General features: G+C 36.2%; 20 protein-coding genes. 9 read left to right on the top strand and 11 right to left on the bottom strand.

Going from position 1 to position 20,784, the window contains the following annotated elements:
* Positions 1-265: 265 nt before the first annotated feature.
* On the bottom strand, positions 266-1,438 hold the full coding sequence (locus K6C05_RS04470; protein WP_296731750.1) for a phosphoribosylaminoimidazolecarboxamide formyltransferase: 1,173 nt from the start codon (positions 1,436-1,438) through the stop codon (positions 266-268).
* A 303-nt stretch (positions 1,439-1,741) separates the two neighbouring features.
* Between K6C05_RS04470 and pfkA the strand changes: the two genes are divergently transcribed.
* Positions 1,742-2,704 (top strand): 6-phosphofructokinase, encoded by a 963-nt coding sequence (gene pfkA, locus K6C05_RS04465; protein ID WP_296731746.1) that lies wholly within the window; start codon positions 1,742-1,744, stop codon positions 2,702-2,704.
* A gap of 231 nt (positions 2,705-2,935) precedes the next feature.
* Here the strand turns inward: pfkA and K6C05_RS04460 are convergent, their stop codons facing one another.
* The 9 genes from K6C05_RS04460 to rpmH all read right to left on the bottom strand — a co-directional run bounded on the left by K6C05_RS04460 (position 2,936) and on the right by rpmH (position 10,305).
* Positions 2,936-3,502: a hypothetical protein gene (locus K6C05_RS04460; protein ID WP_296731744.1), complete on the bottom strand. Its 567-nt coding sequence runs from the start codon at positions 3,500-3,502 to the stop codon at positions 2,936-2,938.
* A 249-nt stretch (positions 3,503-3,751) separates the two neighbouring features.
* Positions 3,752-4,468, bottom strand: coding sequence for a 16S rRNA (guanine(527)-N(7))-methyltransferase RsmG (rsmG, locus tag K6C05_RS04455; RefSeq protein WP_296731741.1), 717 nt, complete (start codon positions 4,466-4,468; stop codon positions 3,752-3,754).
* On the bottom strand, positions 4,458-6,359 hold the full coding sequence (gene mnmG, locus K6C05_RS04450) for a tRNA uridine-5-carboxymethylaminomethyl(34) synthesis enzyme MnmG (RefSeq protein WP_296731738.1): 1,902 nt from the start codon (positions 6,357-6,359) through the stop codon (positions 4,458-4,460). Before mnmG ends, rsmG begins: the two co-directional genes overlap by 11 nt.
* Positions 6,360-6,379: 20 nt before the next feature.
* Complete coding sequence (gene mnmE / locus K6C05_RS04445; protein ID WP_296731735.1) at positions 6,380-7,786, bottom strand: tRNA uridine-5-carboxymethylaminomethyl(34) synthesis GTPase MnmE; 1,407 nt, start codon at positions 7,784-7,786, stop codon at positions 6,380-6,382.
* Between the two features lie 235 nt (positions 7,787-8,021).
* Positions 8,022-8,699, bottom strand: coding sequence for an RNA-binding cell elongation regulator Jag/EloR (gene jag, locus K6C05_RS04440; RefSeq protein WP_296731732.1), 678 nt, complete (start codon positions 8,697-8,699; stop codon positions 8,022-8,024).
* 5 nt (positions 8,700-8,704) lie between these two features.
* The gene (locus K6C05_RS04435; RefSeq protein ID WP_296731729.1) at positions 8,705-9,394 is read right to left on the bottom strand and encodes a YidC/Oxa1 family membrane protein insertase; all 690 of its coding nucleotides are present in this window, start codon (positions 9,392-9,394) and stop codon (positions 8,705-8,707) included.
* 50 nt (positions 9,395-9,444) lie between these two features.
* Complete coding sequence (yidD, locus tag K6C05_RS04430; protein ID WP_296731752.1) at positions 9,445-9,654, bottom strand: membrane protein insertion efficiency factor YidD; 210 nt, start codon at positions 9,652-9,654, stop codon at positions 9,445-9,447.
* Between the two features lie 7 nt (positions 9,655-9,661).
* Positions 9,662-10,009, bottom strand: a complete 348-nt coding sequence (gene rnpA, locus K6C05_RS04425) for a ribonuclease P protein component (RefSeq protein ID WP_296731726.1) — start codon at positions 10,007-10,009, stop codon at positions 9,662-9,664.
* 161 nt (positions 10,010-10,170) lie between these two features.
* Positions 10,171-10,305: a 50S ribosomal protein L34 gene (gene rpmH / locus K6C05_RS04420; RefSeq protein ID WP_290709533.1), complete on the bottom strand. Its 135-nt coding sequence runs from the start codon at positions 10,303-10,305 to the stop codon at positions 10,171-10,173.
* 399 nt (positions 10,306-10,704) lie between these two features.
* Between rpmH and dnaA the strand changes: the two genes are divergently transcribed.
* The 8 genes from dnaA to htpX all read left to right on the top strand — a co-directional run bounded on the left by dnaA (position 10,705) and on the right by htpX (position 19,316).
* Positions 10,705-12,102 carry a chromosomal replication initiator protein DnaA gene (gene dnaA, locus K6C05_RS04415; protein WP_296731719.1) on the top strand — a complete coding sequence of 466 codons (1,398 nt, stop codon included), beginning with the start codon at positions 10,705-10,707 and terminating at the stop codon, positions 12,100-12,102.
* Between the two features lie 389 nt (positions 12,103-12,491).
* A complete protein-coding gene (gene dnaN / locus K6C05_RS04410) occupies positions 12,492-13,610 on the top strand; it encodes a DNA polymerase III subunit beta (RefSeq protein ID WP_296731716.1) in 1,119 nt (372 codons plus the stop codon).
* 10 nt (positions 13,611-13,620) lie between these two features.
* Positions 13,621-13,842 carry an RNA-binding S4 domain-containing protein gene (locus K6C05_RS04405; RefSeq protein ID WP_296731714.1) on the top strand — a complete coding sequence of 74 codons (222 nt, stop codon included), beginning with the start codon at positions 13,621-13,623 and terminating at the stop codon, positions 13,840-13,842.
* Positions 13,843-13,848: 6 nt separating this feature from the next.
* Positions 13,849-14,970, top strand: coding sequence for a DNA replication/repair protein RecF (gene recF, locus K6C05_RS04400; protein ID WP_296731711.1), 1,122 nt, complete (start codon positions 13,849-13,851; stop codon positions 14,968-14,970).
* 4 nt (positions 14,971-14,974) lie between these two features.
* Positions 14,975-15,883 (top strand): DUF721 domain-containing protein, encoded by a 909-nt coding sequence (locus K6C05_RS04395; RefSeq protein ID WP_296731709.1) that lies wholly within the window; start codon positions 14,975-14,977, stop codon positions 15,881-15,883.
* Between the two features lie 219 nt (positions 15,884-16,102).
* The gene (remB, locus tag K6C05_RS04390; RefSeq protein ID WP_296731707.1) at positions 16,103-16,354 is read left to right on the top strand and encodes an extracellular matrix regulator RemB; all 252 of its coding nucleotides are present in this window, start codon (positions 16,103-16,105) and stop codon (positions 16,352-16,354) included.
* Between the two features lie 45 nt (positions 16,355-16,399).
* On the top strand, positions 16,400-18,385 hold the full coding sequence (gene gyrB / locus K6C05_RS04385; protein WP_296731706.1) for a DNA topoisomerase (ATP-hydrolyzing) subunit B: 1,986 nt from the start codon (positions 16,400-16,402) through the stop codon (positions 18,383-18,385).
* Between the two features lie 64 nt (positions 18,386-18,449).
* Entirely contained in the window at positions 18,450-19,316 is an 867-nt protein-coding gene (htpX, locus tag K6C05_RS04380) for a zinc metalloprotease HtpX (protein WP_296731703.1), read from the top strand.
* Positions 19,317-19,476: 160 nt separating this feature from the next.
* On the opposite strand, the gene K6C05_RS04375 is transcribed toward htpX, so the two are convergent.
* Positions 19,477-20,049 carry a guanylate kinase gene (locus K6C05_RS04375; RefSeq protein ID WP_296731701.1) on the bottom strand — a complete coding sequence of 191 codons (573 nt, stop codon included), beginning with the start codon at positions 20,047-20,049 and terminating at the stop codon, positions 19,477-19,479.
* Between the last annotated feature and the right edge of the window lie 735 nt (positions 20,050-20,784).

The raw sequence follows: 20,784 nt of genomic DNA, 5'->3' as shown, positions 1-20,784 counted from the left end.
GCGTTTATACATCGTTATTATTAACGGTGTTTTTGTTGTGTTCAAAAATAAATCGACTAACTTTTATGGTTGCAAATAAAGGAAGAATCTGCACAAAAATAGGCTGCCGCTTTGATGAAAAACATCAAATGCGACAGCCCCTTTTTAGTGCAAAGGATTAACTAATGATAATTATTATCTATCTATTTTTCCTTATACCATATTAAAGACAAATAAAAGCTTAAGATTTGGCAAAAGTTATTATCCCACCATAATCCCCGGCATATTAATGATGAAATAGCCTTATATGGGTAAATGCCATTGCTATACCATACTTATCAGCAGTTTCAATAACATTGTCATCCCTTATTGAGCCACCGGACTGGGCAATAAACTCTACACCACTTTTATGTGCACGCTCTACATTATCTCCAAAAGGAAAGAATGCGTCTGATCCCAGTGAAACCCCTGTAATGGTTTTTAAGTATTCTTTCTTCTCTTCACGGGTTAATGGCTCAGGCTTTTCTGTAAAAACACGTTTCCAGTCATCAGTTTCCAGAAGATCTTCCCATTCCTCACCAATATATACATCAATTGCATTATCCCGATCAGGACGACGAACATCTTCCTTGAAAGGAAGTGCCAAAACTTTTGGATGCTGACGCAGATGCCAAATATCCGCCTTGTTACCGGCCAACCTGGTACAATGTACACGGGACTGCTGACCGGCACCTATGCCAATGGCCTGGCCATCCTTTGCATAGCAGACAGAATTTGATTGAGTATATTTAAGAGTTATTAATGAAATCAGCAAATCCCGTCGGGCACCATCTGACAAGCTCTTTACTTTTGTAGGAATATCCTGGAGACAACTGTCATTAATTTCAATATCATTACGCTTTTGTTCAAAAGTGACACCAAATACCTCTTTCTTTTCAATTTCTCCAGGCTGAAAGCTGGTATCCATCTGAAGCACCAAATAAGTGCCCTTGCGCTTTGATTTCAGAATATTCAACGCTTCTTCTGAGTAAGAAGGTGCAATAATTCCATCAGAAACCTCCCTGGCCAAAAAAGAAGCCGTCTGAGCGTCACACTCATCAGAAAGAGCCACAAAATCACCGTAAGAAGACATTCTGTCAGCTCCTCTTGCACGAATATAGGCTGTAGCAATAGGAGATAATTCGATACCTTCAACAAAATATGCCTTTTGCAGTATTTCAGGCAATGGAACAGCAACTGCAGCCCCGGCCGGACTGACATGCTTAAAGGATGCAGCCGATGGCAAACCAGTTGCCTTCTTAAGCTCCCGTACTAATTGCCAGCTGTTCATGGCATCGAGCAAATTGATGTAGCCAGGCTTGCCATTTAACACTGTAAAAGGAATCTTTCCTTCACTTACAAATACACGGGCAGGCTTCTGATTAGGGTTACAACCATACTTCAATTCTAATTCTTGCATCACTAAACTCCTTTATAAAATGAGATTTATATAGTGGTATTTAGATACCTTCACTAAATTTTAATTAGCTCTATCCATCAATATTGGATAAAATAACAATATACATCATAAGTGATTAATCCAACACCTCAATGTCATTGTACGATAATACATAAAAGGTAATATCTTGTTACAGTGAATAAAATGGATTATAATAGTTGAAAAGACATATATTGTACTAACCGTCTTTTTACTGTATCATCAGCATGTTTTTTTGTCAACACGATGAATTTTTATATTATATGGTTCATGGGGGTATTAAATATGTTAAAAAGCATAGGTGTTTTAACAAGTGGTGGCGATAGTCCGGGCATGAATGCTGCAGTCCGTGCTGTTGTTCGTACAGCATTATTTGAAGGAGTAAAGGTTTGGGGCATATATAATGGATACCGTGGCCTACTGGATGAGGATATTGAAGAAATGACATCCCGCAGTGTCAGCGACATAATACAACGGGGCGGTACCATTCTGGGAACTGCAAGATGCAAGAGATTCATGACTCCGGAAGGCAGAATGCAGGCATATGAAAATATGAAAAAACGCGGTATAGAAGGCTTGGTTATCATTGGTGGAGACGGCAGCCTGCGCGGAGCTACCCAGCTGAGTATGGAAACAGGTGTTCCTATAGTAGGCTTACCAGGAACCATAGATAACGATGTATGGGGAACAGACTATACCATTGGATCTGATACAGCTGCGAATACCATTATTGACGCAATTAACAAGCTGCGTGATACTGCATCCTCACATAATCGTATTGCCGTAGTGGAAGTAATGGGCAGACACTGTGGATGGTTGGCTATGCTGGCAGGTATTGCCGGCGGTGCAGAATTCATACTTATACCTGAAAAGGAATACAATCTTGATGAAATATGTCAAGGAATAATAACATCTTATGAAAACGGCAGGAGATATTCCTTGATTGTTGTGGCCGAAGGTGTTGGCAGTTCAATAGAAATAGGCAAATATATTGAAGAAAAAACTCAAATGGATGTGCGCGTATCTGTTCTTGGTCATATTCAGCGTGGTGGATCACCATCTGTACAGGATCGTGTAAAAGCAAGCCAGCTTGGTGAACGCGCTACATTAGCACTAATAGCAGGTCAATCTGATGTAGTGTTTGGTTTCAATCAAGGTAAGGTTGTATCTATTGACCTCCATGATGCCATAACGAACAAAAAACCGATTAATGGTGAATTTATTCACTTGGCAGAACAATTAATTTAAAATCATAGAAAATTTAAAACTCCCGCAGGGCGCTGATTATCATTGATATCTATACAGCGTCGCTGGGGGAGTTTTTATTTATCATATTATGTTATCCACAAGGTTATTAACATATCCACAAGTGTGTTCGATTTATTTGTGGATAAAAAAATCAACTCAAAAAACAAAAGGATTACCGTAATTCATAACTGTTTTTCCCTACCTATAAAGGTAGATATCATCTTAAGCTTGTTATATTGATATACGGAACACATCCTCAATAAAATCACCAAGTTTTCCTTTTATACCGCTGCTTCCTTTTTTAGTACCCATTATCTTGACTACCGAGTGATATATGGAATCTTCAACGCTTCCTGGTACCAAACCTTCCCAATTTCCTACATAATAAGGGCGTTGACGGATATTATTGTCTGGTCTGCCTGAAACCTCAAGCTCACATAAAAATTGTATTTTTTTATTGGCCGGATCAATAAGATAATGCTCCAAATAATATTTATCATATATTTCTGAAGAGTTATAATTTACACTTGCTGAATAGCTATAAGGTATCATTTTTATCCAGGCATCAATAATATATTCTCCAGCACTGTATGGACGCCTTATCCATCCTGAATCCTTCTTATCCAACAGGTATACAAAAGATTCATCCTCATGAATTTTAATGAACCTGGCTTCCTTCTGTTCATCACTCTTGGTTACGGTGCTGTCACTGCTATCATCATTGCTGGAATTGTCTGCAAAACTGCTACTGGTAAATAACAGCATACAAGCCATAAATAATATTATTACTTTCTTCATAATCACACTTCCTGTTCGTCAGACCTGAAAATCCACTATCAACAAACATATTATAACGCCATTGTTCAAATATTCTTCTCCAGAAGAAAATCTTATTACCATTTTACCCAAGGGCACTAGCTTTGCGTCGCACGAGGCGAGAGATATGCTCACTGCCTGCTATTACTTTATTCCCACTTAAATCTTGGACTTGTCATATCCAAAATAAAAGCATGGTACACATTTAATAATTACACAACAGCTGATTTTTTACAATGGTTTTTTATCAGGAGTACCTGCTTTTCTTGGATAAGCCTTTGGAGTGTTCTTTTCCTTCTTTATATATATGACTGCACGCCGATCTTCCAGATATGGCAATTTTATTTCTACACAATCCTCGATTTTTCCACCTAATATAGAAATTGCTTTTTCGGCTTCCTGGGTTTCTTCTGCAAATTTCATTCCTTTAAGAGCTGCAAAATATCCATTCTTTTTGACAAAGGGCAAGCAATATTCCGCCAGTACAGGCAATCTGGCAACAGCCCTTGATACTGCCAGGTCAAATTTATCACGAAGTATTTTATTTCTGGCCCCTTCTTCAGCCCTGCTGTGGATACATTCCACACTACTTAACTGCAGAGTATCAACCACAGTCTGAAGGAAATTGATTCTCTTATTTAAAGAATCCAATAAGGTAAGCTTTATGTCAGGTATGAAAATCTTTAATGGAATCCCTGGAAAACCTGCTCCGGTCCCTACATCAATAACAGTTTGAACATTTTTAAATCTTTTTTCATCCCAACACGAAACAGAGTCTATCATATGCTTAATTGCAACTTCCCTAGGCTCCGTTATTGCCGTGAGATTAATTTTTTCATTCCATTCCACTAAAAGCCTGTAATACTGATCAAACTGATGTACCTGATGCTCTGTAAATGTTACACCATATTTACCAGCTGCATCCCTTAAATATTCCTCAAAGCTCATTGTGGGTCTCCTCTGTACGCTTCTGCTGTTCCAAATATATCATTAAAACAGAAATATCCGCCGGGGAAACGCCTGATATTCTGGCAGCCTGCCCTATGGAAACCGGTCTGATATCAGCAAGCTTTTCCTTTGCCTCATCCCTTAAATTATCAAGCTGCTTATAATCAATACTATCTGGAATCATCTTTTCTTCCAATTTACGCATTTTTTCAACCTGTTCAAGTTGTTTTTTGATATATCCTTCATACATGATCGATATTTCAACCTGCTGTCTGACCTCATCAGCTATTTCTGGCAAATCAAACATGGACCTTAATTTATTATAATCCACATCCGGTCTTTTAAGAAGATCATAAAGACTTGTCGTATTCCGTATTTCTTCAATTTTATTATTTTCCAAAAGCTTTAAGGTTATCTGATCAGGGTTTAATTTTGTATTTTTCAGAAGACATATAGTATCTTCTATGCATTTCATCTTGTTGGTAAATCTTTCCCAGCGGTCTTCTTTAACCAATCCAATACGATGTCCCAATGGAGTCAAACGCTGATCTGCATTATCCTGCCGAAGAATCAGTCTATATTCTGCCCTCGATGTCATAATTCTATAAGGCTCATTAGTACCCTTTGTCACCAGATCATCAATCAAAACACCAATATAAGCCTCTGATCGCTTTAAAATGACCGGATCCATTTTCTTAACCTTCATGGCTGCATTAATTCCGGCGATAATCCCCTGGGCCGCTGCTTCCTCGTAACCTGAAGTACCATTTGACTGTCCGGCGGAAAACAATCCTGATATACCCTTTAATTCAAGGGTAGGCTTTAACTGAAGGGGATCTATACAATCATATTCAATGGCATATCCTGCCCGCATGATCTTTGCATTCTCCAATCCAGATATGGTATGCAAAAAATCAATCTGCACATCCATTGGTAAACTGGTAGACATCCCCTGGACATAAACCTCATTTGTATGAACACCCTCCGGTTCAAGAAAGAGCTGATGCCTTTCTTTGTCAGGAAACCTCAGCAGCTTTGTTTCTATGGAAGGACAATACCTCGGTCCAATTCCCTTTATAATACCATTCGCCATAGGAGCCCTGTCGATATTATCCATGATTATTTTATGTGTTTTGGCATTGGTATAAGTCAACCAGCATGGAATTTGATCTCTTGTTATATCGTCACTCATGAAGGAAAAATTTCTGGCCTCATCATTTCCCGGCTGTATTTCCATCTTGTCATAATCCAGGGTTCTGGCATCAACCCTTGCAGGGGTACCGGTCTTAAATCTCATTAACTTAATCCCGGCATCCAATAAGGATTGCGATAACTTTTCAGCAGATCTTTGACCACTTGGACCACCTGTATATGTATGTAACCCAATAATAATCTGTCCCTTGAGATATGTTCCGGTAGCCAAAATAGCAGCATCACACAGATATTGCTCCATGTTTTCAGTGATAACACCTTTAATGGTATTATTTTCTATAACAAGCTGATCTATCATAAGCTGTTTTACATCAAGATTATCAGTATTTTCACATATTTCTTTCATACGGAACTGATAATGCTTTTTATCAGCCTGAGCACGCAAGGCGTGTACAGCAGGTCCTTTACCGGTATTTAACATACGAAACTGTATACAGGTTTCATCTGCAGTTATTCCCATTTGTCCGCCCAAGGCATCAATTTCCCGCACTAAATGGCCCTTGGCAGGTCCACCTATGGATGGATTACATGGCATCAGGGAAATATTATCCATACTTAAGGTTGCCAATAAAGTTGAACAACCTATTCTGGCCGAAGCCAATGCTGCTTCAACTCCGGCATGTCCCGCTCCAATTACGATAACATCATATTTTCCAGCTGTAAAAAGCCTATCCTTCACTTTAATTTCCTCCAGGGATATTATTTTCCAATACAAAACTTACTAAATATCTGGTTTAATATATCTTCATCCAACGATTCACCTGTGATTTCTCCCAGCTTCTCCCAGGCTGATCTCAAATCAATTACTATGAAATCCTCACTCATTCCTATATTTATCGTGTTTATGGAATCCTTTAAAAACTCAGCAGTCTGTCTTAATATTTCTGACTGTCTGGCATCGCATAGTGCCTGATGTTCCATGATTTTTACATTTCCACCATAAACAATATCAGACAAGAGCTTTTCCAATTTATCCTGACCTTGTCCCTTCTTTGCTGACATAGGCACAATACCACATATTTTTGCATGCTTACATGATTCTAGTTTATTGATAAGAATATCATTATTCAAATCAGCTGATAAGTCAATTTTATTCATGATAATTATTATATTTCCTGAACAATTATCAATTAATTTTATAATTTCCTCATCCTCAGCAGTCATTTCCCTGTTACTGTCAAAAACAGCCAATACCAGCTCGGCATCATAAGCATATGAATATGCTTTTTCAACACCTATTTTTTCAACAATATCATCTGTACTACGAATACCAGCAGTATCAATTAATCGAAGGGGAATTCCTCCAATATTTACATATTCCTCAATACTATCCCTGGTAGTTCCCGGAACCTCTGTAACAATTGCCCTTTCCTGTCCAAGTAAGAAATTCATAATACTTGATTTACCGGCATTTGGTTTACCAATAATAGCAGTTTTTAAACCATCACGCAGTATTATGCCGGTATCTGCCATATCCAGCATTTTTTCAATTTTTTCCAATAACAGCTTTATTTTTTCCTTTGTATCTTCAAAATCAAATTCCTCTATGTCATCTTCAGGAAAATCGATTGAAGCTTCAAGATGAGCAATAATAGATAACAAATCGTTTCTGAATACCTTTATTGTATCAGAAAATCTCCCGGATAAATGATCCATTGCCATATCCAGTGATGCTTTTGTCTTTGCATTGATAATATCCATTACAGCCTGGGCCTGACTTAAATCTATGCGCCCATTTAAAAAAGCTCTTTTTGTAAACTCACCAGGCTCAGCAGCCCTTGCCCCCATTCTATAGGTCAATAAAAGAATTTCACGCATAACGATGTTTCCACCATGGCATTGGATTTCTGCTACATCTTCACAGGTATATGAATTTGGAGCATACATCACTATGCATATAGCTTCATCTATTATTTTGCCGTTTTCATCAACTACTTTACCATAATTTGCCAATCTCGGTGTACACTCTTTTAAGGAATTACCGGAATAGGGCCTGAATATCTTATTTGCAATATCAACAGCTCCATTGCCACTTATCCTGATAATACCAATTCCACCCTCACCCGGTGCAGTAGCTATTGCACTAATAACATCATCCTGCTGCATATTTCCTCCAAATACGACAGATAATATAACTCGGTGTAAGATGTCCCCTTCCTCTATAGGAGAGGTGGGACAATCCTTAACAGGTGGTGAGCATATCTCCCACCTCGTTGAAACGCTAATTGGAAGATTTTTCTTTTTTAAAAGAAAAATTTGAACAATGGCGTTATAAATATGCCAAAAGGCTGTCCCAAATATGAGACAGCCTTCATACACTAAAACATATTTACAGAGAAAATCAATTTGTTATTTCCCTGTCCTTACGCTCACGGTTTTCACGACGACCGCCACGCTTCAGTTCAATAACAACCTTGCGATAAGGCTCATCTCCAGAGCTATAGGTAGAAACACGGTAATTATCCTGCAATGCCATATGAATAATTTTTCTCTCGTGACGATTCATTGGCTCCAGAACAATTCTCTCACCTGTTCTTTTGACCTTGTCTGCCAGCCTGACTGCTAAACGACGCAAAGTATCCTCACGACGATTTCTGTAATTTTCTATATCGATAATGATACGAACCTTATTATCGGTTATACCACGATTTGCCGCAAGATTGGAAAGATACTGGAGAGAATCCAGTGTCTGACCATGTTTACCAATCAATATCCCAAGATTTTCACCAATAAGATTAAATACGGTACCATCTTCTGATTCAGTCATATTAATATCAACATCAAGACTCATGGCAGCAAAAATATCACTCAGAAATTTTTTTGCTTTTTCCACAGGAGCAAGCTCACGGACAACAGCTTTTACCTTGGCAGGTTTACCACCTATTAAACCTAAAAAGCCCTTACTTGGCTCTATTACCTCTACAAAATCAACTAAATCAGCAGATACTCCCAATTCTTCAATGGCAGCTCTTTTCGCTTCATCTATAGTTTTACCAATCTTCTCAACTTCTAAAGACATTTCAATCAGGCAGCTCCCTTCTTGGCTTTTCCAGATACGCCGCTGTCTTCATTTCTGAACATATACCACTGCTGAACTATCTGGCAAATATTCATCACAACCCAATAAAGTACAAGACCGGATGGGAAATTAATTGAAATATATCCAATAAATACAGGCATAATATACATCATCATCTTCATCTGCTGATTTTCCTGCCCGTTATTCATCATACTCTGCTTTTGTGTCAGAAAGGTAGTAATAGCAGAAAGCAGAGGAAGTATATATGTAGTATCCACATCTGATAAGCTGGATAACCATAGGAAAGTTGGTTCACCCTGATACTCAAAACCATATAAGGAATAATATACTCCCATCAAAAATGGCATCTGAACCAACAGTGGCAAACACCCGGCCAAAGGATTGACCCCTGACTCCTGATACAGCTCAGCCATTTTCTGCTGCATTAGCTGGGGATTATTTTTATAATTCTTTTGAATTTTTTTTAGCTCAGGCTGAATCTCCTGCATAGCCTTCATGGATTTTATCTGCTTCTTGTTCAAAGGATATAAACAAGCCTTTAAACAAATAGTCATGAGTATTATGGCAATACCATAATTTGGAAAACCGGTCAAAGCCGTTATATTATAGAATAGTCCCATCAAAATACGGAACAGTTCTACAATTGGCTCAAATAGTGATGATAAAAACTCCAATTTAACACATCCTAATTTCTACAGAAAATCTGTTATAACAAAATCCTATATTACGGAACCGGATCATATCCACCTTTATGAAAAGGATGACAGCGAAGTATTCTTTTTACTGCCAAATATCCACCCTTCATTGGTCCGTATTTTTCAATAGCAATAATTGCATATTCCGAACAGGTTGGAATATAGCGACAGGAAGGAGGCGTAAGAGGTGAAATGTAAGATCTGTATATATTTATCATGAATACCATGAATCTCTTCACCAATATATCATCTCCTAAATATTTTGGCTTTTCTTCCCAAATCGAGAAAAGCCTTCTCGATAACATCGTATTTTTTTCCAACAGCTGGTTTCCTGCCAACCAAAAGCAGACATAAATTATTTTTTATATCCCCTTGATTTAGCCTGTAGCACTCACGCATAAGACGCTTGACTCTATTACGCGTAACTGCATTACCCAGTTTTTTGCCGGCAGCAAATCCAACCTTGTCCTCCAGCCCACTTGCTGTAAAGACATACAATACCAGGTACCTGTTTGCATAGGATTTCCCAAAACGGTGGACCTTTTGAAAATCGTTTCTACGGCATAGAATACGACTTTTAGGTAACTTGTACATGGCAAAATCCTCATTTCAACAAAAAAACGCTATCCCAGCAAGTAAATTAAATCAGCCTAAAAAGTCATAAGGACTCTTCCCTATTACTCATACAGCCAAAATAATTAAACTGATTAAAAAACTTTCAAAAGAGAAAAACAGGTCACCGAAGTGACCTCTTATCATGCTGAAAGTTTCTTTCTTCCTCTAGCGCGTCTTCTTGCTAAAACCTGACGACCACCTTTAGTCTTCATACGCTCACGAAAACCATGAGTCTTCTTTTTCCAATGATTGTTTGGCTGAAAAGTCTGTTTCAATCTTCGCACCTCCTTATATTTTACGAGCAAAATACCCGGTCAAACCTCAATTACACATAGTACTTGAATTTAACTAACAAGATTATAGAACACCACTCTTTTAGTGTCAAGGATTTTTGCTGGACAGAACTCCCTTATCTGTTGATAAGATGACATTAAAAATGATTATATACACCTTTTTTTGTTGATAACTTTTACATATTTTGATATTATTATGTGGGTGTTCAACAGATACTTATTAACAATTTTTCAAAAAACATAAATATATTATATTATTGTAGTAAATTTTTTTAAAAAAATAAACTAATAGCTAAAAACACAGATTTATCCACATACTTATTAACACATGTGGATAAATTTATTTATCTGTTGATATATTTTTTGAGGAGCTAATAAAATATGAATCAGGAACAGCTTAATGAAGTATGGGAAAATATCATCAATGAACTAAAAAACTATTTATCCGAAAAGGTAATAGATAACTGGTTTTCATTTGTAAAGCTAATGAATTATCAAAATGATGTTCTGACGCTAAGTGTCCCAAATGAGATAGCAAAAGATTATATTGAGCAGCGGTATATAATGGATCTGAAGGATGCCTGCAAAAATGTTCTAAAAACTGATGATATTACCCTGGAAATCGAATTACGCAAGGAAGAAGCAGTAGCAGATGCTCCTGTTGAAGAATCTCTGTTTAATGAACCAAATACTTCTTCATCTTCTGATATCCATGTAAAACCTGATATTCCCGGACAAATTGCCCCAGGTGATTCATCATCTCTCAATCCAAAATACATATTTGAGACATTCGTAACTGGCAGCTTCAACCGTATGGCTCATGCAGCAGCTTTGGCTGTTGCCCAAAATCCCGGAACAACCTATAATCCATTGTTCATGTATGGGGGAGTTGGACTTGGAAAAACACATCTGATGCATGCCATAGGACATGAGGTTTTAAAAAATAATCCTGATAAAAGAGTTCTTTATATCACCAGTGAAAAATTCACAAATGAATTAATAAACTCCATAAGGGATAACACCACCGAAGCATTCAGACAAAAATACAGAAATATTGATTTACTGATGGTAGACGATATACAGTTCTTGTCAAAAAAAGAAAGAACACAAGAAGAATTTTTCCATACCTTCAACGCACTTCATCAGGCCAATAAACAGATTGTACTGTCCAGCGATCGTCCACCACGGGAAATAAAAACATTGGAAGAAAGACTCAGTTCCCGTTTTGCCTGGGGTATGTTGACTGATATACAGATACCGGATCTTGAAACCAGAATCGCCATACTGAAGAAAAAGGCTTTGCTGGAAAATATTGATGTTCCTAATGAGGCTTTAATATATATTGCCGGAAGAATCGACAATAATATTCGTGAATTGGAAGGGGCACTCACCAGAGTAGTTGCCTATGCTGATCTCATTGGTGAAAAGATTACCACTGAGCTTGTTGCTGAAACATTGAAGGATGTTTACCCTGAAAACAACAAAAAAGAAATAACCATGGAGGTTATTCAGGAAATAGTAGCATCATATTTCAATCTTAAGATTGATGACCTTAACTCAAGCAAAAGAACAAAGACACTGGCATATCCAAGACAGATTGCCATGTATCTCTGCCGTGAGCTCACCGACACTTCCTTACCACAGATTGGGGAATTCTTTGGAGGTCGTGATCATACTACAGTACTTCATGCTCACAATAAAATTAATGATGAAAAGAAAGAAAATATAAAATTGGATAATACTCTTCAGGAACTTATTAATAAGATTGAAAGAGTATAACGAGCTTAAGATGTCACCTTCCTCTTAAGGTGGTGGGAATCAATCTTTAACAGCTGTGAGCATATTTGCCGGCTCGTTGAAACGCCAATTGGAAGATTTTTCTTTTGAAAAAAAAAAAATTTGAACAATGGCGTTATAATTCATATTATCCATAATTTTTTGTGGATAATGTTGTATATTTTCTGTAGAACAAATGTAGATAACTTTTAGGGAAGGATTATTCTGTGATTATTGTGGATATCCTTCCCTGTTTTATCAACTTTTTATGAACAGCAAACATTAAACTGATTATTGAGCTCATTTGGCTTATCCACATTTCCACAGGCCCTACTATTACGACTACTATTTTTTATATATACTAATCATAAATACAATAAGGGGTGTATAACATGAAATTTATTTGCAAAAGAACTGATTTAGTTCAATCAATACAAACTGTATCAAAAGCTGTATCCTCCAAAAATCAGAATCCTATACTTTCAGGAATTTATATTAAGGCTGAAAACAATACATTGGAATTGCAAGCAACTGACTACGAGATTGGTATTATATGTAAAGTAGAGGCTCAGGTAGAAGAACCAGGAAATATAGTATTATCAGGAAAATATATCCAGGAAGTAATAAGAAAATTACCTGGAGTTAATGTTGAATTTGAATATGATAAACAGGAAAAAATATCTCATATAAAATCAAACAGATCTCATTTCACATTATTAAGCATGTCTGCTGATGATTTTCCTATTATCCATAAAATTGCTGGAGATTATGAATTCAAAATTATGGATAATATTTTAAGAGAACTTATTTCAAGAACTACATTTTCCTGCTCCAATGAAGAGGCAAGACCTGTATTTACCGGATGTCTCATGGAAATTAATGAATCCTCTGTAATTATGGCAGCGACTGATACAAAGAGATTGGCTGTTCAGTCAAAGATTGTAGAAGGTATTGATACTCAAAGAAAAATGATTATTCCTTCCAAAATTCTGAATGAAATTCAAAAGCTGCTTATTTCTGATATGCCGAGAACAGTAAATATTAATTACAGTACAAGTCAAATCAGCTTTGAATTTGATAATACCTATATTTCATCAAGACTCATAGATGGTCAGTACCCTGATTATCACAGAGTAATTCCAAATGATTTTTCTACAAGAATCAAGTTGAACACAGAAGAATTCAGGGCAGTTGTAGACAGAATAGCATTGATATCCCGTACCAATGATTACAATATCGCAACTATGGAATTTGCCAATGGCATGGTAAGAATTACATCAAATAATCCTGAAATAGGTAATGCCGATGAATCACTGGCTGCCGAAATTGATGGAGAAGACATTACTATTTCTTTTAATGCTGACTATATTTCAGATGTTTTAAAAATAATTGAATCAAAGGAATTTTATATTAGCCTTAATAATTCATTAAGTCCTGCTGCCATACGCATGATGGATGATGAGTCATTTACATATGTGATCACTCCTGTTCGCACTATGGATAAACAGTAAAGGTGAAATTATGAATAAAATTACAATAAATACAGATTTTATACAGCTGGACCAGTTTTTAAAGTGGGCCGGAGTTGTGGAATCAGGTGGTCAGGTCAAGATAATGGTTGATGAAGGTATTGTTTTTGTTAATAATAACCTTGAAACAGCAAGAAGACGCAAACTAAAAAATGGTGATGTTGTTAAAATAAAAGAAATTGGTTCATGGCAGGTTGTTACCGGAGGAGAATGATAGGCCGTGAAGCTGAAAAGTCTTAAACTTATCGGTTACAGAAATTATGATAATCTGAATCTTGATTTTAATGATTGCATTAATATATTCATTGGAAATAATGCTCAAGGAAAGACCAATATTCTTGAGTCTGTTTGTTATGCCTCGATGGGAAGCTCATTTCGTACAAATGTAGACAATGAGCTTATAATGTGGGATAAAACAGGTGGAAGCATATCATTAAAATTTGAGAGAATGGGTGTAGAAAATAAAATAGAATTAATTTTTGAACGGGGAAAAAGGCGTCAGATAATACACAATGGGAATAAAATAAAAATGAAGGATCTCATTGGTATTTTTAATGTTGTACTTTTTTCTCCTGATGATCTAAGCCTTATAAAAGGAGCACCTTCAGAAAGAAGACGGTTTTTGGATATGGAAATATCTCAGGCAAGCCCTTCTTATTACAATGATCTTGTTAAATATAACAGAATTCTCCAGCAGCGTAATTCCCTGTTAAAAAATATAAGGGAAAACAGATCCAAAAAGTCAATGCTGGATATGTGGGACAGTCAGCTGGTAGAGCATGGTGTAAGAATTATAAAAAAGAGAATTGAAACAATAAAAAAAATAAACATGCTGGCAAATATAATGCAGAGAAGAATTTCCACAAATGAGGAAAATTTGTCTTTGTCTTATGCCATAAAGGGATTTGATGAGCCTGTGGATAAAATAGAAGAAAATCTTAATTTATGGTATAATGAATCGTTACATGCTTTAACAGATGAAGATATATATAGGGGAGCTACAAGCGTTGGCCCACATAGGGATGATTTTTATATTTATGTAAATGGTATAGATTTAAAATCATTTGGATCCCAGGGGCAGCAGAGGACAGGTGTATTATCCATGAAGTTGTCCGAATTGGAATTTATAAGATCTGAAAAGGGTGAATATCCTGTTCTTCTTCTGGATGATGTGATGAGTGAACTTGATGTTGGCAGAAGACAGCAATTATTGAACTTTATAGAAAATGAAAAAATACAGACTATAATTACAGCAACAGACAGGGCATATTTTCCAGATTATTATACTGGAATTTTTTATAGTGTTGATAATGGCAAGGTTGATGTTGTTTGCAGGAAGTGATATCATGTCAGCTTATCGTAAGGGGAAAATGGAAAAAATAAATATTATTTTTCCAAGTATTATAAAATCTCTGGGAATAGGCAATGAATTTATGAATCATTTGGTTATGTTTTATTGGCCAAGAATAGTTGGTAAACACATTGCCAGTAATGTTTCTCCGGTAAAGTTAGAATTTAAAAAACTGTTTCTGTATGCTTCACATCCTGTATGGTCTACTCAGCTGTCATATATGGAAGAGGAAATAGTAAATAAAATAAATAATTTTATGGGGAATTACCTGATCAGCAGTATTGTTTTTACTAATATCAGGCCATCGAAGATTGATGAAGATGATAAATCGCCTTCAGTGGATATTGGTAAAGAAATTAGAAAAATTGATATAGGTGATGAAAAATTAAAAAAGATTAATGATGAATTATCTTTTGTATCAGATGAAAATCTGAAAAAAGTACTTTTAAAGACAAGAATAAATAACGAAAAAATGAAAATTTTCAGGATAAAAAACAAATGGCATAAATGTAAGCTATGCACCAGTCTATGTTCACCTGAAAATGAGTTATGTGATGATTGTAAAAGACAGGAAAGGAATAAGAAAAACAAAAAAATCAGAGATTTTCTTCTTGATATGCCATGGGCAAGATATTGTGATATAGTCAAGGAAATTCCCTGTACTGCTGAAGAAGTAAATGAACAAAAAATTATTCTGATGCAGAAAATAGCTTCCAGAATTAGTCATAATAATACTGATTGTATGGATATGAGCACTTTGGTAATGCTTTATAAATCAGTCACTCCTGAGATGGTTAATGAACAATTGAGGGAGAGTACAAAGAAAAGATTTAGATTTGATTTTATGGATATTGGAAAGAATAATTTTAACAAAAAATTCAGGAAGCGTTATAACTCGGTGTAAGATGTCCCCTTCCTCTATAGGTGGGGGGACAATCCTTAACAGGTGGTGATCATATCTCCCACCTAGTGCGACGCAAATCTAGTACTCTTGGGTAAAACGCTAATTGGAAGATTTTTCTTTTTAAAAGAAAAATTTGAACAATGGCGTTGTAACAATGAAAATAAAATGTAATTAATGTCTAAATATGTGTGTGATAATATTTGATTTGTGGTGATTTTTATGTTGTTTTTAGGTGGTAATACATTTATTTCAAGTGATAAGTTGATTGGAATAATAAATTACAGTGGCAGTGATAATTCATCAAATGATAATATTATTGCTCACAATAAAGAAAAAATTTTAATAAATGATATTACTATGGGAAGTGCTCCAAAGTCCATAATAATAACAGATAACAGGATTTATATATCTGCAATTTCTGCAATAACTCTAAAAAATAGAGCAGATTTCTTATCAGATTTACATGGGTAATAAATATTAAAAATATAGAAAAGATTTTTGGAGGAGAAAAAATTAATGTTTAATGAAGATGAGGATATTTTAAATAATGGTGGAAACAACGATGAAATTGTCATTCACAGAGAAGAGGAGGATCCTGAGCTTACTGCTGTTGATGGGGATTACAGTGCTGATCAGATACAGGTACTTGAGGGACTTGAGGCTGTTCGTAAGCGTCCTGGAATGTATATAGGAAGTACATCTGAGCGGGGGCTTCATCATCTTGTATACGAGGTAGTTGATAATTCAATAGATGAAGCATTGGCTGGCTATTGTAATAACATAGAGGTTACTATACATGCTGATAACAGTATTACGGTTATTGATAATGGCCGTGGTATTCCGGTAGATCTTCATGAAACAGGAAAGCCTGCAGTGGAGGTAGTTCTTACTGTATTGCACGCCGGTGGTAAATTTGGCGGTGATGGCTACAAGGTATCCGGTGGATTACATGGTGTAGGTGTTTCTGTTGTTAATGCTCTAAGTGAATATATGGATGTTGAGGTAAGGCGTGATGGAAAAATTCATAATATTTCCTTTAAGCGTGGTGTAACGACCTCTCCTCTTAAAATAACCGGTGATACTGAAATTGTTGGTACCAAGGTTCATTTTATGCCTGATAAGGAAATTTTTACAGTAACTGAGTACAGCTTTGATGTACTTAAGCGCCGTTTGCGTGAGTTGTCATTCCTCAATAAGGGAATCACCATTACATTAAGTGATGAGAGAACAGGTGATAGAGAATCCTTCCATTTTGAGGGAGGTATCCGTTCCTATGTTGAATACCTTAACCGTAAAAAAACTAAAATAAATAAAACCCCTATTTACTTTAATGGGCAAAAAGATGATATTGATGTTGAGATTGCTATGCAGTATAACGACACATATCAGGAAAAAATATGCAGCTTTGTTAATAATATAAATACTGAGGAGGGTGGTACTCACCTTGCCGGATTTAAAAGTGCTTTGACCAGGGCTGCCAATGATTTTGCCAAGAAAAATAATATTATCAAAGAAAATCAGCAGAACCTTGCCGGTGAAGATGTCAGGGAAGGTCTTACCTGTGTAATAAGCCTTAAAATAAGGAATCCACAGTTTGAAGGACAGACAAAAACAAAGCTTGGTAATTCTGAGGCAAAGGGAATAGTTGAATCCATAGTATCAGAAGGGTTAAATGAATTTTTTGAAGAAAATCCTTCAATTACTAAGGAGTTGCTTGAAAAGGCAGTATTGGCTTCCCGGGCCAGGGAAGCTGCAAGAAAAGCCCGTGAATTGACCAGAAGAAAGAGTGCCCTGGAAGTAAGCTCTTTGCCTGGTAAATTGGCTGATTGTTCAGTTAAGGATCCTGAACAGGCAGAGATTTATATAGTCGAGGGTGATTCTGCAGGAGGAAGTGCCAAGCAGGGCAGAGACCGTCGTTTCCAGGCAATTTTGCCACTGAGAGGTAAAATTCTTAATGTTGAAAAGGCACGACTGGATAAGATTTACAGTAATGCTGAAATACGCACTATGATTACTGCATTTGGAAGTGGAATAGGCGATGAATTTGACCTATCAAAGAGGCGTTATGGAAAAATCATTATTATGACAGATGCTGATGTTGATGGTGCACATATTCGTACTTTGCTTCTTACTTTCTTCTATAGATATATGAAGCCATTAATTGAAAATGGACATGTATATATTGCACAGCCTCCACTTTATCAGATACGCAAGGGGAAAAAGCATTGGTATACATTCAGTGATGAAGAGCTTAATTCAAAGCTGGATGAAGTAGGTCGTGATAATGTAAATGTTCAACGCTATAAAGGTCTGGGAGAAATGAATCCTGAGCAGCTTTGGGAGACTACTATGGATCCTGAAACAAGAACAATGCTACGCGTGGATATGGAAGATGCACAGGAAGCTGATGAATTGTTTAATGTTCTCATGGGGGATAAAGTAGAGCCACGCCGTCAGTTTATAGAAGAACATGCAAAATATGTAAGAAATTTGGATATTTAATATTTTTTTCAGAAAAATAATGTATAATCTCTGTAATAAAGTTGTTAGAGAGGTGAATTTGATTATGAATACAATAAAGACTACAGTGCTTATGGCACTTCTTATGGGAATAATGATAGCAATAGGAAGTGCCTTTGGTGGAAGACATGGTGCCATGTTAATGCTGATAATATCTTTGGGAATGAATTTTTTCACCTATTGGTTCAGCGATACCATGGTACTTAAAGTGTATGGAGCCAGGGAGGTATCACAGCAGGAAGCACCACAATTATATGGGATAGTAGCAAGGCTTGCAGCCAATGCACAGCTTCCAATGCCAAAGGTTTGCATTGTTAATAGTGCAATACCTAACGCTTTTGCAACAGGGCGTAATCCGTCACATGCTGCAGTTGCTGTTACAACAGGGATTTTAAATGCTTTATCACCAGATGAGCTTAGTGGTGTATTAGCCCATGAGTTATCACATATAAAGCACCGTGATACATTGATTTCCACTGTTGCTGCAGCCATAGCAGGCGTTATTTCCATGCTGGCAAATATTGCTCAATGGTCCATGATTTTTGGTGGACGATCAGATGATAGTGATAATGGTGGTAATATTATAGGTCTTCTTGCCACTATCATTTTAGCTCCGTTGGCAGCAGCCCTGATTCAAATGGCTATATCAAGATCAAGGGAATATGAGGCAGATAAGTCAGGTGGCATAATTTGTGGAAATCCAAATTATCTGGCGGATGCCTTACAGAAAATAGAATATTATTCATTACATGCAAAACCTATGGAACAGGCTACTACAGCCACATCTCATATGTTTATAATCAATCCCTTGGCCGGGTCAAAGGAAAAGCTAACCAGTCTTTTCAGTACTCATCCGGCTACAAGTGAAAGAATTGCATTACTTCGTCAGCAGGCGAGGGAAATGGGTAAATAAAAAAAATGTCTTATAGATAAACAAAATCTATAAGACATTTTTTATTGTATCGATTTTTTTTTAGTGTTATCCATACCAAAATAAGCGGGATATGTTAGCTTACCGCATGTTATTAGCATTCCACCCTAACCTAAAGAGGAGGGGGACATCTTACACCGAGTTATAATTTGGAAATCATTTCAGGAGTAAAGTTGGCAGTAAGGCCTAAAATGGCTGTCACCTGGTTTATTGCCTTATCCAATGAGCAAATGTTCTTTACGATATAATCAGCCGTTTTCCAATGGTCAAATTCACCATTTTTCTCGGCATATTCAAGATGATATTTCATATCAGTATTGGTATGCCCCATTTTTATCATGCGATCGATTAGATTTACATAATCAACCATTATATAGATGGTTTCCAAATTGTTGTTGAATATTTTACTGAGCTGTTTGACTCCGTTGTTGTGCAGCATTGTTACACATACTTTGTGCTCCTTCAATGCCTTGAATACATCTTCTTTCAAAAGTCCATAATAATTTCCCTTATAAGTGACCTTAACTATCCAATCCTTTTGAAGGAAATCTGACTGGCTTAAAAAAAAGGTGGTATTATTGTCTGTATCATAACTTCGAGGAATTTTTGTTGTATAAACAGGTATACAGTGGACGCCCATTTCAATTAATTTTTTTAGAATTGTAGTTTTACCACTGGCATGTGGTCCCATTAATGCGTAAATTTTACTGGTCATATAAAATCACCATCAATTCTTTTTAATAATAAAACTAATACTTTGGTGGAAGATGTTTCCACTGATGTAAGCAGAAAAAACAATCTTAAAGAAGTGTTGAGCATATCTTTTATTGTACAAAGATCAAGCAGTAACCTTGTAAGAAAAATATCTTAAAAAATTTACTTTTTCGTAGAAGTACCAAATTAAATACTTTTCAAAGGAAGAAAAATATTCCAATCAGCGCTTTAACCTAGGTCATTAGCTTTGCGTCGGTACATGGCGGTAAATATGCTTATCGCCTGTTATTCCTTTTTTTGCCCACCTAAAGAGGTGGGAAACATCCTTAGCCAAGTTATAAAAAACACTATATGTTCATATTATCATAAATAATAGTAAATATAAACAAGAAAAACTTATTTATTAAATATATAATGGAAAAATATTAGTAAAAAATACTAAAAAACACAAAACGGGCAGCAACCGAACGCTACCCATTTTGTGCCATCTACCTATTTCCACAAAAACACTATCCCCACAGTGTTTACCCAAAATTATTTTATCACAATCATATATGTTTATCAATAAAAATATATATCTGTAATCATATTAAACTGTAGCTTTACAATTGATGTGAGACCCCCTCTATACAAAAAACGGTTTAGTCCTTAGAATTTAATTACCACAAAAAACTCTGAGAAAGGACGTCAACCGTTTTGAATAGTATATCACATTCTAATCGTTATCTTCCACATG

The organism is Anaerovibrio sp., from assembly GCF_024697385.1.
Lineage (GTDB): Bacteria > Bacillota > Negativicutes > Selenomonadales > Selenomonadaceae > Anaerovibrio.
The sequence above is the reverse complement of the archived record's forward strand: the minus strand, read 5'-3'. Positions and strand labels throughout refer to the sequence as shown.